Source organism: Haloarcula onubensis (assembly GCF_031624605.1).
GTDB classification, from domain to species: domain Archaea; phylum Halobacteriota; class Halobacteria; order Halobacteriales; family Haloarculaceae; genus Haloarcula; species Haloarcula onubensis.
Map to the genome: position 1 here is coordinate 756,331 of NZ_JAMQOS010000001.1, position 14,756 is coordinate 771,086.

Sequence of the window (14,756 nt, forward strand, 5' to 3'; positions counted from 1 at the left end):
ATCATTTTTAATACCCCTGCGCACACGCGAACGATGACGAATCTCTGGGAAGACATCGAGACCGGACCGAACCCACCGGAAGAGATCTACGCCGTCGTCGAGTGTCTCAAAGGTGAGCGTAACAAGTACGAGTACGACAAGGACATCCCCGGCGTCGTGCTCGACCGAGTGCTGCACTCGAACGTCCACTACCCCTCCGACTACGGGTTCATCCCGCAGTCGTACTACGACGACGGGGACCCCTTCGACGTGCTCGTCCTCGTCGAGGACCAGACGTTCCCCGAGTGTGTCATCGAGGCCCGCCCGGTCGCGCTGATGAAGATGGACGACGACGGCGAGCAGGACGACAAGGTCATCGCCGTCCCCACCGAGGACCCCCGCTACGACCACATCGAGGACCTCGACGACATCCCCCAGCAGACCCTGGACGAGATAGACGAGTTCTTCTCGACCTACAAGAACCTGGAGGAAGGCAAGGAAGTCGAGACGCTGGGCTGGGAGGACAAGCAGGCCGCGATGGACGCTATCGAACACGCCCAGGACCTCTACGACGAGCAGTTCAACTGACCCGGTGACGGTCTCGTCGCCGGACCGCCACCGCGCCGTATTTTCACCGGTAATACCGGAAGCCGTTGCCGATTATGTATGAGCATGGGTAATCTTTTGCCCGCTCGACCCCACGGTACGGACGCATGGCGACCGACCAATCCGCTCCGCCGACGGACGACCTCGGCCTCGACGCCGACGACGACACACCAGCACCGCCCGGTATCGCGCACCTCACAGTCGTGCCGGCGAACGCGGACCGGTCGTCCTGAGACGCGAACCGGTCGGTTTACCACCTCGGCCCGATTGATTGGGGCCGATACCCCGAACAGATTGCCGCTTTCCGTGACGCGACTGCGAAAAGAAGCTTCTTGTCCCCGACCTGTCTACACGCTCTCATGGGACTATTCGACCGTCTGAAAGGCGACGACGCGCCGCGCGTGGCCTTCTTCGGCATCGACGGGGTGCCGTACAGCCTCATCGACGAGCATCCTGACGTGTTTCCGAACCTCACCGAACTCAAGCAGTCGGGCGCCGGCGGCCCCATCGACAGCATCGTGCCGCCGGAGTCCAGCGCCTGCTGGCCGGCCCTGACCACCGGCGTCAACCCCGGCGAGACCGGCGTCTACGGCTTTCAGGACCGCGAAGTCGGCTCCTACGACACCTACGTTCCCATGGGTCGGGACGTCCAGGCGACCCGGCTGTGGGACCGCATCACCGACGACGGCCGGGACGCCACCGTGCTGAACGTCCCCGTCACCTTCCCGCCCCAGCGCAACGTCCAGCGGATGGTCTCGGGCTTTCTCTCGCCCGGCGTCGACAAGGCCGCCTACCCGGACGACCTGCGCGACCACCTCCAGGCCAACGACTACCGCATCGACGTCAACGCGAAACTGGGCCACGACGACGACAAGACGGAGTTCGTCGAGGACGCCCACAAGACGCTCGAACGCCGCTACGAGGCCTTCTCCCACTACGTCGAGCAGGACGACTGGGACCTCTTTTTCGGCGTCTTCATGACCACCGACCGGGTCAACCACTTCCTGTTCAAACACTACGAGCAGGACGGCGAGTACCAGCAGGAGTTCTTCGACTTCTACCGCAAGGTCGACGAGTATCTGGGCAAACTGCGCGACCAGCTCGACGACGACGTGACCATGGTCGTCGCCTCCGACCACGGCTTCACCAGCCTCGACTACGAGGTCCACTTCAACGAGTGGCTCGCCCAGGAGGGGTGGCTGGACTTCGCGACCGACGACCACTCCGAACTCGGCGACATCAGCGAGGACACCAAGGCCTACTCGCTCATCCCCGGGCGATTCTACATCAACCTCGAGGGTCGCGAGCCGTCGGGCGGCGTCAGCGAGGCCGACTACGAGTCCGTACGCGCGGACCTCAAGGAGAAACTCGAAGCGCTCGAGGGCCCCAACGGCAACAAGGTCGCCGACCGCGTCGTCACGCGCGAGGACGCCTTCCGCGGCGCCCACGACGACATCGCCCCCGACCTGGTGGTCGTCCCGAACCACGGCTTCGACCTCAAGGCCGGATTCAAGGGCAGCGAGGACATCTTCGGCGTCGGCCCGCGCAACGGGATGCACTCTTTCGACAACGCCACCCTACTCATCGACGACGCGGACGCCCGTATCCAGGACGCCGACCTCTACGACATCGCGCCGACCATCCTCGACCTGATGGAGCACGACTACGACCGCACCGAGTTCGACGGTAGCTCGCTGGTATAGTACCTTTTTCCGCCTCGGGTTTCCTCGCGCGCTCTTCGAGCGCGCTGTGGGAACAGCGTGGCGGCAAAGCCGCCACGTCGTTCGGTTGCGGGCCGGCGGCCCGCAACCGGCTCGGCGCAACAATCTACGCTAAAAAGGCCGGAATCGCCGCTCAGCGGCGATTCCGGAGAACCGGCAGCTACGCCGCCGGATGCCTCCAATTGAATCCTGCCCTCCCCCGAGTCGCGGCCCGGAGGCCGCTCCCGGCCTCACATCAGATTATCGAGGTCGTCGTTGGTGAACTCGTCGGGGTCGCTGTCCTGGCCCTGCGATTTCGCGGCGAGTTTCGCTTTCTCCATGAACTCGTTGACGCGGTCCGAGCGCTCGATACCCGAGGTGAGCACCAGCGCGGCGATCTTGTCCGAGCCCAGTGGGAAATCGCCGCCCCGGACCCGCATGCTGCCGGTCTCGTCTTCGACCCAGCGGCGGGCGCGTTCGACGCCTTTCCGGGAGAGCCGTTCGGGGTCGCCCGCGATGACCAACAGTGCGGACTCGGCGTCGGTGGCGTTAGGGAGGCTCATACTCGTAAGCAAGGCGTTGCGGGTGACGCTGGTGATGGTGTTTACGTTCTCCTCGGCGTCCTCGCTGGCCTCGGCGCTGGCGTAGCCGACGGCGGAGATGCCGCCGCTGCGGAGCGTGTTGATTATCTCGGAGGAGTCGACGACGCTCTCGCCGACGCCCTCGACGGCCTCGCCGGAGGCGAGCAGGAGGCCGATGCGCTGGGCGATGGCGTCGTTGATGCGTTTGTACCCCTCGGCGACGCTGTCGCCGGAGCCGCGCCAGGCGTCGTTGTCCACCAGCAAGACCGAGTCCGACTCCCGGATAGCAGTCTTGAGCGAGCGACCGGCGTTGGCCTGGTAGAGCCCGCCCTCGTCGTCGCCGGGGAGGATGCCGAGCGTGTAGACGGGCATCTCGTAGATGCGCTGGAGTTCGCGGACGAGCATCGGCGCGCCGCCGGAGCCCGTGCCACCGCCCAGTCCGGCGACCACCACGACGGCCTCTGCCTCCGTGGTGATGCGCCCGTCCATGTTGTCGAGCACCTCCGTCGCCGACTCCTGCATAATCTGGGCGCCGAGTTCGTTGTCGCCGCCGACGCCGTGGCCTTTCACGCGGTCCTGGCCGATGAGCGTGGTATCGATGTCGAGATTCTGGAGGTCCGCTCTGGCGGAGTTGACCGCGAGGGCGCCACGGACGGCGTTGAACCCCATGTCGTAGTCGAACTCGGCGAGGGCCTGTGTGACCTTCCCCCCGGCTTGTCCGACACCTATCAGGACGACTTTCATACGGAACCTCTACGTCCGGGAACTAATCAACGTTGCCCCGACTGTGACGCTCTGTGCGGGGACCCGGCTCTGTTCGGTCCCGGTCGCCGGACGTCACTCGATGGTGAGCGTGTAGATACGCTTGCGCGCGTCCGAGAAGGAAAAGCGGGAGCCGACGACGCCGACGTCCTCCAGGCGGGTCAGCGCGTAGCGGACGGTACGGGGCGGCAGCAGCGTCTCCTCGGCGAGTTGGCTCTGTGTCAGGCTGTCGTTGTACTCCAGTACCTTCGCGACGAGTTTCGCACTGGGGGGCAGGTCCGCGACGGCTTCCCACCCTCCCTCTTCCTCCTCGCTCTCGGCGTGCTGGATGTCGGATGCGCTCATATACAACACCGTATCGCATACAGCGTAATAATATTTCTTGTTCTGTCTCATGCACGGTGGGAATCTTCCGGCAATTACTCGCCGCTCCGGGGGCCGAAAGCTTACAGTGGGAACCGACCCCTTGGTTCGTGTGGACGAAATCGAGGCTCGCACGGTCGTCTACGCGTCGCCCGAGGAGCTGTACGACTTCCTCGTCGACTTCCCCGGGTACGCGCGCTACTCGGAGTATCTCGACCGGGTGACCCAGGACGGCGACGGCACGGTCGGCACGAGATACGCCCTGGAGTTCTCGTGGTGGAAACTCACCTACACGGCCCGTTCGGAGGTGACCGGCGTCGACCCGCCCGAGCGCATCGACTGGCGCATCGTCAAGGACATCGACGCACACGGGTACTGGGGGATAACGCCGACGACCCCGCCCGAGGGCGTCGCGGAGGCCACGGAGGTCGTCCTCCACATCGAGTACGACGCCAGTTCGGCGTCGGCGAGCGCCGTGGACCTGCCGAAACTCGTCTCGCTTGGCTGGGTCATCGAGAAGGTCAAACCGCTCGTCCGGAAGGAAGCGACCAGAATCGTCCGCCGCGTCGTCGACGACATCGAGGGTGAGCCCCGCGACGCGGACGTCGAAATCCGGACCGCGTAGTTACTGGTCGGGCGTCTCGTAGTCGCCGCCGTAGCGCATGAAGACGTACGCCATCCCCAGCGTCGCGACCATCACGACGGAGGTGGCGACGCCCAGCATCTTCGCGCTGCCGGGCACGCCCAGCGGGCCGCTCTCGCTGCCGCCGCCCCCGGTACTCTTGGTCGGGTAGTCGCTCCCGACGACGACGGAGCCTTTCATGCCGAGCCCCTCGTGGGGGACACAGACGTAGTTGTAGATGCCGTCTGACTCGAACGTGTGCTCGTAGTTGACACCGGCGCTCGACGTGGCACTGCCCGAATCCAGCGGCCCCTCGCCGGCCGAGTGGACGTTGTGGCCGCCCCCGTTGCCGGTCCACTCCCACTGGACGGTCGCGCCGTTGTCGACGTGGATGGCGGCCGGGCCGAAGCCGTAGGCGCCGCCGTTGGCCTCCACGCCGACTTCGACTGTCGCGGTGTCTTGGCCGCGGGCGTCGGTGACACTCCCGCCGAAGTTGCCGACCGGGTCGAGAAAGCCCCCGAAGTCCGGCGGGCCGGCACTGCCACCGCCGCCACCGCCGCTCGCGGTGCCGCTCTCGGTACCCGCTTCGGTGCCGGCCGCCGTTCCAGTCTCGGTGCCGGCCGCCGTCCCGGCTTCAGTGGCGCTCTCGGTCGCGTCCTCCTGTGCGGCCGCGGTGCCGGTGGCGGCCGCGGCGGCGGTCGCTCCCGTGGCGGTCCGCATAAAGGCCCGACGAGACACGTCCGTACTACCGTCTGTCATGGTTCGTCGTTTGGACCGGGCTGTCCTGAATATGTCGGTTTCCAGTCGGTCCGCTCGGCCGGTTCCCGGCCCCTTTTCAGCCGTGACCACTACAGTTCCGATGATGTCACAACAGACGCCGACAGCCGATAGCGTCCCGCGCGCCAACGGTATGCCGATGCTCGGACTCGGCACCTGGCAGAACGACGACGCCCAGGAGTGCGCCGACAGCGTCCAGACCGCCCTGGAGATGGGCTATCGCCACGTCGACACCGCACAGGCCTACGGCAACGAGGACGCCGTGGGCAACGGACTGGCCGCCGCCGACGTGGACCGCGCGGACATCTTCCTCGCGACGAAGGTCTGGAACTCGAACCTCTCGGCCGAGGACGTCCACGCGACGACCGAGCAGAGTCTCGACGACCTCGGCGTCGACGCCCTCGACCTGCTGTACGTCCACTGGCCGGCCGGCGAGTACGACGCCGAGTCGACCCTCGGTGCCTTCGACGAGCTCTACGACCAGGGGAAGATTCACAACGTGGGCGTCTCGAACTTCGAGCCCCACCACGTCGAGGAGGCCATGGACATCCTGGACGCGCCGCTGTTTGCCAACCAGGTCGAACTCCACCCGCTCCTCCAGCAGGAGGAACTGCGCGCCCACGCCGAGGAACACGACTACGAACTCGTCGCGTACTCGCCGCTGGCCCGCGGCGACGTCTTCGAGAGCGACGTGCTGACCGACATCGCCGACGACCACGACGCCAGCGCCGCCCAGGTCAGCCTGGCGTGGCTCAACGCGAAGGGCGTCACCGCCATCCCGAAGGCGACCGGCCGCGACCACATCGCGGACAACTGGCGGAGCCTGGACCTCGAACTGGGAGACGAGGAGATCGCTCGCATCGACGACATCGACCGCGAGGACCGGAAAGTCGACCCGGACTTTGGCCCCGACGCCTGGGACTGATACTGGTCGCTGTACGTTCGTGAAGATATTCGCCACCCCGGATGGCGAATTATTTCAGTTTGTTACGGCCACCAGTGTGAGGCCGTAGCGCGGGCGTGGCGCCGCCGCGGATTTGTCTTCTGCCGTGGCCTGAAAGCTTTACCACGGGGAGGGGTAAACTGGAAGGTATGTCAGTCGGGAGCGACGGGGTAATCGCCGGGCTCAGAATCGACCTCCGGCGGTTACACGAGACGTGGATGGAGCTGGTCTACCCCCGCCAGCGGGGCGCGGGCGATACAGTGCTGGGGACCTGGCAGCCGGACACCACGGTGGGGATGGTCCTGTACCGCGCCTGGTCGGCGCTGGGGGTACCGGTCATCGCGCTGATCTACCCGCTGGTCCTGCTGGGCGCGTTCATCCGGTTCCAGACCCGTCGCATCGGCCACACCGCGGCCAGCCTCGGCCTGCTCGGCGTCGTCCTGCTCTCCGTGCTCGTCTGGGGCGGCCTCGCCGCCCTGGCCCGGTTCGAACTGGACCTCGTCTCCGGGGGGTTTCTCGCCATCGCGCTCGCCGGCGGAGTTGCCACCGTCTCGGCCGCGCTGGCGGTCGGGGCGAAGTCGGTCGGCGGCCGGGCAACGACGGTCCTGCTCGCCTATCCGTTCGCGATGACCGCCGTCTTCCTCCCGCCGGTCGTGGCCGCGCTGTTCTCGAAGACCCTCGCCGCCGTCGTCCTCCCGAACAGCACCGCACTGGCCCGGTGGCTGCTGGCGAACGCGCTCGCGCCGATCGGCCTCGCCGAGACGTTCTCCCGGACCTTCGAACTGGAGGGCGTGGGCTACGTCGTCATGTGGCTCGCCATCTCCTTCCCCGTCGGCTGGGCGCTGGGCTCGCTGGTGACGCTGGCGGACCTCGTCAGACCTACAGAGTAACGGTTTTGGACGTTCGCTCCTAACTCGCGGCTGCCATGGAACTAGACGCGCTGAAGACGGCCGGAACCTTCCTCGTCCTGTTTGGCGTTCTCGCCGCCGGGACGATTATGAGCCCGATGCAGACGAGCACGGTGATGATGGTACTGGGCGGCCTGCTCGTGTTCGGCGTCGTGACGCTGCTGCTCGGTGTCAAACACGGCGAGTACCGCGCCTCACACTGAGATAGCGTCAGGTCGAACGACCCGCTTTTCCGGCACGTCGTCACCCTGGCCAGCCACCGCCACGTCACTCGCCGCGCTGTCCCCGAACCGAACCGTCGCACCCGCCCGCAGCGGTGCGAGCAGCCCCGCGACGACGGCCCCCGCCGAGGTGACCGACGCCCGGAACGCCAGGGTCGTCTCCGCGTCGACGTCGTATTCCTCGACGACGCGCTCGCTCGCCGCCAGTACCTCCCCGTGGGTGTAGCTCCCGTCGGCGTCTCGCAGCGCGGGGTCGTCGGGCGCGCGCTCGCCCGGCGGCTGCAGCGGGTTCTCGCTCCACAGTTCGCGCTCGAACCCTGCGACTGTCGGGTCGTCGCTCGGCCCGCCGTAGGCTATCGCCTTCGTCCCGGGCGCCAGTTCGTAGCGGTCGAGCCACGCCGCCGGCGCGACCAGCGCCGTCGCGTCGACCTCGGGGCCGGGCGCCAGGTCCGCGACCGCGCCGTCGAGCGTGGCGGCCAGTATCGCGAGCAGCCCGTCGGGACAGTCACGGAGATACCCCGGCTCGTCTCCCGCGGTCGGGTTCTTCGGCCCGACGACGACGGCGACGGCCATCCCCTCGCGGACGCCGTAGTGACGCATGAGGTTCCCCCCCTTCCAGACGTTCGTACAGAAGTCACGGTAGCTGTACGGCGCCGAACGGTGTGGCGAGGTAAAGAGGACGCCCTCGCGCTCGCGGCCGGTCGCGACCAGCTCGCTCAGTACCTGCATGTAGTGTGCTTGAGCGTGGCCGGACAAAAGCTGCAACGTTCGCTAGCAGGACGGGTTTTTGCTCGTTACCGCAGGACTGCGGACAAGTACACGGCTCCGCTCACTCTCAGGAGTATCTTTCAGTACCGCCAGAAAGCCCCCGCTCGCTGGGCTACTGCGACTCGCTGCGCGCTTCGCTCACTGCGTTCGCTGCAGTGCTTGCTTCGTCTCGAACGCCCAGCGACCGGCCCCTTTCAGTCCCATCCAAACCGGTTGGTCAGTCAGTATCGGGTGGGACTGACAGGCGGGGCTTTCTGGCTGTCGGCATCCGTTCTCGCTCCGTTACAGACGGATACAGAAACAGGAATTCCTAGAGCGAGTTCTTGAGCTTCTCGAAGAAGCCCTCCTCGACGTCGACTTCCTCGCCGCCGGCCTCGGCGAAGGCTTCGAGGGCCTCCTTCTGCTCGCTGTTTAGCTGGTCGGGCGTGACGACCTGGACCTGGACGTATAGGTCGCCACTGCCGCGCCGGCGCAGGCGGGGCATCCCCTTGCCTTCCAGGCGGAACACCTCGCCGCTCTGGGTGCCACCGGGTACGTCCACGTCGACGTCGCCGTCCAGCGTCGGGACGGTGATGGTGTCGCCAAAGACCGCCTGTGGGAAGGAGATGGCGTGGTTGTACGAGAGGTCGTCGCCGTCCCGTTCGAAGTCGGGGTGGTCCCGGACGGAGACCTGGATGAGGAGGTCCCCGTTGGGGCCGCCGTTCTCGCCGGGGGCGCCCTCGCGTTCCATCCGCAGGGTCTGTCCGTCGGAGATGCCCGCCGGGATGTCGACCTCCAGCGTGGCCTCGTTGCGGACGGTGCCGTCGCCCCGGCAGGTCGAACAGGTCTCGTCGTACAGCGTCCCCTCGCCCTCGCAGCGCCGGCAGGTCGCGGTCTGCTGGACCCGACCCATCGGCGTCTGCTGGACGCGCGTGGTCTGGCCCTGGCCGTTACATTCGGGGCAGGTCTCCGAGTCGGCGTCGGGCGGGTGGCCCTTGCCGTCGCAGTCCTCGCAGGTCTCGGGGCGTGTGACGGTTATCTGCTTGCTCGCGCCGGTGTAGGCCTCTTCGAGGTCGATGCTGAGACGGGTCTGCAGGTCCTGGCCCTGTCGGCGCCGATTCCCGCCGCGGCCGCCACGGCCGCCGCCACCGCCGAAGAACTGGTCGAAGATGTCCTGCATGTCGAAGCCGCCGCCGGCCCCGCCGAACGGGTCGCCGCCCATCCCGCCGGCGCCGCCACCGGCCCCGCCGCGCTTCTCGGCCTGCTCGAAGCGGTCGTGGCCCATCTGGTCGTACATCTGCCGTTTCTCCTCGTCGGTCAGGACTTCCTTTGCCTTCTTCGCTCTCTTGAACTTCTCCTCGGCGTTCGGGTCGTCGCTGACGTCCGGGTGGTACTCCCGGGCCTTCTGCCGATAGGCCTCCTGTATCTCGTCCTCGGAGGCGTCCCGTGAGACCCCCAGTATCTCGTAGAAATCCTGGCTCATTCGTTGTGTGGGTGATACTGGGTTCAGATACTTCAAAAGAACGGGTCTCCTACGAACCGCGGGCGCGGGAGCGCCGACGGCACTGGCGACCGGGGCGCTTATTTCGCCCCCGTGTGACACTCCGACCAATGAGTGACAGGTCGGACGCCCGCGGCGCCGTGACCGTCGAGCGCATCGCAGTGTGGGGAGCGGCCGCGCTCGTCGTCGCGGCCGTTGCCGCCCTCGTCGGCCCCGGCGCCGCCTTCGCGGAGTCGACCCCGTCGACCGCCTTCGAGGGGAGTTACGACGACGCGAGCGGGACAGTCACGGTGACCCACGCCGGCGGCGAGGCCCTGACCACCGGGAACACCGACCGGGTCGCCCTGGTCGTCACCGACGCCGACAACGGCACCGCGACGCGGCTCTATTGGGCGAACGAGTCCCGCGGTCTCCCGATAACGGCTGGTGACTCGTTCACCGTCGACGACCCCAGCGTCGACGCCGACGGGGACGGGAACTACCTCGACGCCGACGGCTCCGTCGGCTTCTACCTTGCACCGGACGACACCGTCGAGGTCGTCTGGACGGGGCGACTGACCGGTGCGCCGGAGACACGGACAGCGACGCTCGATACGTTCACCGTCGGGAACGCGACGGGGTGATTTCGGCCCTCGTCGGCACCGCTGGGCAGTGGCCCGCACGGACGGGCTACACGCCGACAGTCGATAGCTCCGGCATGCAGGCCGCTAGTCCGGAGTACGGGCGCCTCGACCGGTTCAAGCAGGCCGAGCAGTTCGTCCGCCACTGGTACGCGGAACTCGACAGGGCGGCGGACATCGAGGACAGAGTCGACGATATCTGGCGGGCCATCGGCCGGCGCGGTCACTACGACCACACGGCCGCCGAACTCGAACACGGCGCCCGGATGGCCTGGCACAACAGCACTCGCTGTATCGGGCGCCACTTCTGGGACAGCCTTGGACGTCGGTGTTCCCGTCGCCTACCGGGGACGACTCGCAGTGGCTGCCGGGACCGGATTGATGCCCGCTCGACAACTAGCTGATACATGGGCATCCCCGACGCCGACTGGAAGAACCAGGAGCGCCACCGCTTCGACTGGCTCACGCTGCTCGTCGTGGGGTCGCTCGTCTCCCTGTATCTGTACCTGGCGACAGTGATGAACGACGGGAGCTACGTCGCGCTCGCGCTGGTGCTTGCCCTCTGGGCGTTCATCTATCTCACGCGGTACTGGCAACCGGTCCTCTATCTCCTGATGGCGGTCATCATCGCCGGTGTCACCCTGGCCTGGCTCACGATGGGGAACAGCCATCCGCCCTTCGAGCGGCTCGCGATAGCGCTCAACGTCGGCTTTCTGGCCCTCAGTATCTATCTGTTCGACTACGAGGAAGTCCGCTCGCAGCTGGGGTGACAGCGCCTACAGCAGGTACTCGTGCAGGACGCCGATATCGCCCTCGTCTCGACTGCGTGTGCGCGTGTAGACGAAGTACCACGCGACGGCGACGACGATGAAGACGATACTCAGCACGATTTCGACGGGCGCCATGAAGGCGATGAGTCCGAACGAGAGTACCATCCCGACCGCCGGGACGTAGGGGTACAGCGGGACCCTGAACGCCGGGTCGTACCGGTCGTCGGGGAGGTCCGCCGTCCGGAAGACGACCAGTGCGACGTTCAACAGGCCATAGAGGACGAGATGGAGGACGCTCCCGGCTTTCGCGAGCAACTCGATGCCGCCGACGGCGGTGAAAAAGAGAATCAGCGCGCCCGTGAGGACGACGGCCCGTGTCGGGGAGCTCCCGTCCTCGTTCGTCGCGCTGAGCCAGTCGCTCATCACCGTCTGTCGCGCCGTCGCGAGGTTGATTCGCGAGGCGGCCAGCACCGCCGCGTTCGTGCTGGAGGCGGTCGCGAGCAGGCCACCGACGGTCAAGACGACGAACCCGGCGGTCCCGAACAGGACGCCGCCGGCGTCGGCGACCGCGGTGCTGTTGCCGGCCACGGCCTGCCACGGCAGCAACATCAGCACCGTCACCATCACCACGCCGTAGACGACGGTAGTGATGACCACGCTCCCGATGATTGACAGCGGAAGGTTCCGCCCCGGGTTCTCCAGCTCCTCCGCGGCCGTCGCAATCTTCGCGAAGCCGATATAAGAGACGAAGATGAGCGCCGTCGCCGGGAAGATGGCGCTGTAGCCGCCCGTCTCGGCCGGGGCGAACGGTCGCAGATTCGAGAAATCCCCGGTCACGAGCCCCGCGAGGGCGAAGAGTGCGAGCAGCCCCAGCAACGTCCCCACGGTGAAATCCTGCACTTTCCCGGTGAGGTCTGCCCCGGAGTAGTTGACTGCCACCATGACTCCGCCAAGCACCAGCGCGCTGATTTGCTCGCCGCTCACCACCCAGAGGTCGGGCACCGCGAGGAAGACCGCGACGTACTCGCCAAAGCCGATGGAGTAGAACGCGGCGGCGAAGGCCATCCCGAGCCAGCTCCCCAGGCCGGCGACGGTCCCAGCCAGCGGCCCCAGCGCCTCGTCGATGTAGACGAACACGCCGCCGGCCTCGGGAAACGCCGTACTCAGCTCGCTCGCGGTCAGCGCCGTGAACAGCGCGATGGCCCCGCCGAGGACGAACGCGGCCGTCGCTGCCGGCCCCGCACCCGCCGTCGCCGCACCCGGCAGGACGAAGATACCGGCGCCCACCATCGTCCCGACGCCGATTGCCAGTGCGGACCACAGACCCAGGTCTCTCGAGAGGTCGTCAGCCATAGTGACACCGGTATGGGTGCCAGCGGGAAGTGTCGCTGGCCTGCGTATTCGGCTGGCGAAACGTCCGCGTTCGGTCGCCGCTTCCGGACGGACCAAACGGCCTCGACTCGCTACGTGTCGTCGTCTTTCTCGTTCACCTCAGAAAGCTCCCCCCGGTCACTTTCTGAGACGCCGAAAAACTCGCTTCGCTCGTTTTTCGAGCCGACGACGAGGACTCGTCCTTTCAGTCCTCGTCCTCGTCGTCGACGTCTTCGAAGTCCGCGTCGACGTACTCCTCGCCCTGCCCACCAGCGCCAGCGGCCCCGCCAGGACCGGCGCCGCCGGGACCAGCGCCAGCGGCACCGGCACCTGCGGCCCCGGCGCCCGCTGCGCCACCGGCGGCCTGCTGTGCGCCCTCGTACATCTGCTTGCCTATCTCCTGGAGCGCCTCGCTCAGCTCTTCGGTGACGTCCTCGTAGTCCTCGCGGCCGGCGTCCTCGTCTTCGAGGGTTTGCTGGACGTCCTCGACCTTGGCCTCGATGTCCTCGATGATGTCTTCGTCGAGGTCCTCCTCGTTCTCCTCGATGAGGGTCTCGGCGCGGCGCACGGCGGCCTCGGCCTCGTTGCGGGCCTCGATCTCCTTGCGGCGTTCCTCGTCCTCTTCGGCGTGTTCCTCGGCCTCCTCCTGCATCTGCTCTATCTGTTCGTCGGAGAGGCCGGCGCCACCCTCGATGGTGATATCTTCCTTGTTACCGGAGCCCTTGTCCTCGGCCTCGACGTTGACGATGCCGTTCTCGTCGATGTTGAAGGAGACCTCTATCTGGGGGGTGCCCGCGGGTGCCGGTGGGATGCCCGAGAGCGCGAAGGCGCCCAGCAGTTCGTTCTCCTCGGCGATCTCGCGCTCGCCCTGGAAGACGCGAATCTGGACCTGCGTCTGGTTGGCCTGGGCGGTGGTGAAAATCTTCGATTCCTCGGTGGGAATCGTGGTGTTCTTCTCGATGAGCCGCTCGAAGAGGCCGCCCTTGACCTCGACACCGAGCGAGAGTGGCGTCACGTCCAGCAGGACGATGTCGTCCACGTCGCCCGAGAGGACGCCGCCCTGGATGGCCGCGCCCAGGCCGACGGCCTCGTCGGGGTTGACGTTCTTCTTTGGCTCCTGGCCGGTCATCTCCTCGACCCGGTCCTGGACCTGGGGCATCCGCGTGGAGCCACCGACGAGGATGACCTCGTCGATGTCGCCCTTGTCGTAGCCGGCGTCGGAGAGGGCCTGCTCCGTCGGGCCGACGGTGCGCTCGATGAGGTCCTCGGTGAGGCTCTCGAACGTCGCGCGCGTGAGCTTCTGTTCGAGGTCCAGCGGCCCGTCGTCAGTGGTAGCAATAAAGGGGAGGTTGATGCGGGTCTCCTTGCGCGAGGAGAGTTCGACCTTCGCCTCTTCGGCGGCCTCGGTCAGGCGCTGGAGGGCCTGTCGGTCCTCGCGCAGGTCGACGCCGTGTTCGGCCTCGAACTGGTCGGCCAGATAGTCGATGATGGCGTGGTCCCAGTCGTCGCCCCCGAGGTCGTTGTCCCCGTTGGTGGCGACGACCTCGTAGACGCCCCCGCCCAGGTCGAGGATGGAGACGTCGAAGGTCCCGCCACCGAGGTCGTAGACGAGGACGGTCTGGTCGGACTCGTCGTCCAGCCCGTAGGCCATCGCGGCCGCGGTGGGCTCGTTGACGATGCGCTCGACCTCGAAGCCGGCGATCTCGCCGGCGTCCTTGGTCGCCTGGCGCTGTCGGTCGTTGAAGTACGCGGGGACCGTGATGACGGCCTTCTCGATGTCGTCGCCGAGGTACTCCTCCGCGTCGCGCTTTATCTTCTGGAGTATCATCGCCGAGACCTGCTCGGGCGTGTACTCCTCGCCGTCCAGTTCCACCGAGTAGTCGTCCTCGCCCATGTGGCGCTTGATGGACTGGATGGTCTGGTCGGGGTTCTTTACCGCCTGGTTCTTCGCCGGCTTGCCGACGAGACGCTCGCCGTCGTCGAACGCGACGACGGAGGGTGTCGTCCGCTCACCTTCGGCGTTGACGATGATTTCGGGGTCGCCACCTTCCATGACCGCGAACGCGCTGTTCGTGGTCCCGAGGTCGATACCCAGAATCTTGTTGCTCGCCATCTTACCATGTCGTACCGGATTCGGCCGGTTAAAAGTTGCTAGATGCGATGACTTCTAAACCAAGAGCAGTGGCCGCCTGCTTGCGGTTTTGAGGCTACGGCGGTCCGGTAACCGGTGGCGTTATTATGCACCGCAATCCGACCGCTTCGACGACGGCGGCGGCCCGTCCTCG

General features: G+C 66.7%; 17 protein-coding genes. 10 read left to right on the top strand and 7 right to left on the bottom strand.

The genetic code is table 11. The features are described from left to right. The first annotated feature begins 33 nt into the window (after positions 1–33). The 3 genes from NDI86_RS03895 to NDI86_RS03905 all read left to right on the top strand — a co-directional run bounded on the left by NDI86_RS03895 (position 34) and on the right by NDI86_RS03905 (position 2,288). A complete protein-coding gene (locus NDI86_RS03895) occupies positions 34–567 on the top strand; it encodes an inorganic diphosphatase (protein ID WP_310899086.1) in 534 nt (177 codons plus the stop codon). Positions 568–692: 125 nt separating this feature from the next. After that, positions 693–818 (top strand): hypothetical protein, encoded by a 126-nt coding sequence (locus NDI86_RS03900; protein ID WP_310899087.1) that lies wholly within the window; start codon positions 693–695, stop codon positions 816–818. Between the two features lie 126 nt (positions 819–944). After that, a complete protein-coding gene (locus tag NDI86_RS03905) occupies positions 945–2,288 on the top strand; it encodes an alkaline phosphatase family protein (protein WP_310899088.1) in 1,344 nt (447 codons plus the stop codon). 248 nt (positions 2,289–2,536) lie between these two features. On the opposite strand, the gene NDI86_RS03910 is transcribed toward NDI86_RS03905, so the two are convergent. Further along, on the bottom strand, positions 2,537–3,610 hold the full coding sequence (locus tag NDI86_RS03910; RefSeq protein WP_310899089.1) for a tubulin/FtsZ family protein: 1,074 nt from the start codon (positions 3,608–3,610) through the stop codon (positions 2,537–2,539). Between the two features lie 93 nt (positions 3,611–3,703). After that, positions 3,704–3,973 (bottom strand): MarR family transcriptional regulator, encoded by a 270-nt coding sequence (locus NDI86_RS03915; RefSeq protein WP_310899090.1) that lies wholly within the window; start codon positions 3,971–3,973, stop codon positions 3,704–3,706. Positions 3,974–4,103: 130 nt separating this feature from the next. On the opposite strand from NDI86_RS03915, the gene NDI86_RS03920 reads away from it, so the two are divergent. Further along, complete coding sequence (locus NDI86_RS03920; protein WP_310899091.1) at positions 4,104–4,616, top strand: type II toxin-antitoxin system RatA family toxin; 513 nt, start codon at positions 4,104–4,106, stop codon at positions 4,614–4,616. On the opposite strand, the gene NDI86_RS03925 is transcribed toward NDI86_RS03920, so the two are convergent. Beyond that, the gene (locus tag NDI86_RS03925; RefSeq protein ID WP_310899092.1) at positions 4,617–5,372 is read right to left on the bottom strand and encodes a halocyanin domain-containing protein; all 756 of its coding nucleotides are present in this window, start codon (positions 5,370–5,372) and stop codon (positions 4,617–4,619) included. Between the two features lie 151 nt (positions 5,373–5,523). Between NDI86_RS03925 and NDI86_RS03930 the strand changes: the two genes are divergently transcribed. The 3 genes from NDI86_RS03930 to NDI86_RS03940 all read left to right on the top strand — a co-directional run bounded on the left by NDI86_RS03930 (position 5,524) and on the right by NDI86_RS03940 (position 7,444). Then, positions 5,524–6,315 (top strand): aldo/keto reductase, encoded by a 792-nt coding sequence (locus tag NDI86_RS03930; protein WP_310899644.1) that lies wholly within the window; start codon positions 5,524–5,526, stop codon positions 6,313–6,315. Positions 6,316–6,482: 167 nt separating this feature from the next. Further along, the gene (locus tag NDI86_RS03935; protein ID WP_310899093.1) at positions 6,483–7,223 is read left to right on the top strand and encodes a hypothetical protein; all 741 of its coding nucleotides are present in this window, start codon (positions 6,483–6,485) and stop codon (positions 7,221–7,223) included. A 35-nt stretch (positions 7,224–7,258) separates the two neighbouring features. Beyond that, positions 7,259–7,444 carry a DUF7333 family protein gene (locus tag NDI86_RS03940; RefSeq protein WP_310899094.1) on the top strand — a complete coding sequence of 62 codons (186 nt, stop codon included), beginning with the start codon at positions 7,259–7,261 and terminating at the stop codon, positions 7,442–7,444. Here NDI86_RS03940 and NDI86_RS03945 read toward each other — a convergent pair. Further along, complete coding sequence (locus tag NDI86_RS03945) at positions 7,436–8,191, bottom strand: hypothetical protein (RefSeq protein ID WP_310899095.1); 756 nt, start codon at positions 8,189–8,191, stop codon at positions 7,436–7,438. The genes NDI86_RS03940 and NDI86_RS03945 overlap by 9 nt on opposite strands. A 349-nt stretch (positions 8,192–8,540) precedes the next feature. Beyond that, complete coding sequence (gene dnaJ, locus NDI86_RS03950; protein ID WP_310899096.1) at positions 8,541–9,692, bottom strand: molecular chaperone DnaJ; 1,152 nt, start codon at positions 9,690–9,692, stop codon at positions 8,541–8,543. A 128-nt stretch (positions 9,693–9,820) separates the two neighbouring features. Here dnaJ and NDI86_RS03955 point away from each other — a divergent pair, with 128 nt between their 5' ends. The 3 genes from NDI86_RS03955 (at position 9,821) to NDI86_RS03965 (ending at position 11,100) form a co-directional block, all read left to right on the top strand. Then, complete coding sequence (locus NDI86_RS03955) at positions 9,821–10,333, top strand: hypothetical protein (RefSeq protein ID WP_310899097.1); 513 nt, start codon at positions 9,821–9,823, stop codon at positions 10,331–10,333. A 74-nt stretch (positions 10,334–10,407) separates the two neighbouring features. Continuing rightward, positions 10,408–10,734, top strand: coding sequence for a nitric oxide synthase oxygenase (locus NDI86_RS03960; protein ID WP_417936247.1), 327 nt, complete (start codon positions 10,408–10,410; stop codon positions 10,732–10,734). A gap of 3 nt (positions 10,735–10,737) precedes the next feature. Continuing rightward, positions 10,738–11,100 (top strand): hypothetical protein, encoded by a 363-nt coding sequence (locus tag NDI86_RS03965; protein ID WP_310899099.1) that lies wholly within the window; start codon positions 10,738–10,740, stop codon positions 11,098–11,100. 6 nt (positions 11,101–11,106) lie between these two features. Here the strand turns inward: NDI86_RS03965 and NDI86_RS03970 are convergent, their stop codons facing one another. After that, on the bottom strand, positions 11,107–12,453 hold the full coding sequence (locus NDI86_RS03970) for an APC family permease (protein WP_310899100.1): 1,347 nt from the start codon (positions 12,451–12,453) through the stop codon (positions 11,107–11,109). 223 nt (positions 12,454–12,676) lie between these two features. Beyond that, complete coding sequence (gene dnaK / locus NDI86_RS03975) at positions 12,677–14,584, bottom strand: molecular chaperone DnaK (RefSeq protein WP_310899101.1); 1,908 nt, start codon at positions 14,582–14,584, stop codon at positions 12,677–12,679. Positions 14,585–14,756: the final 172 nt, after the last annotated feature.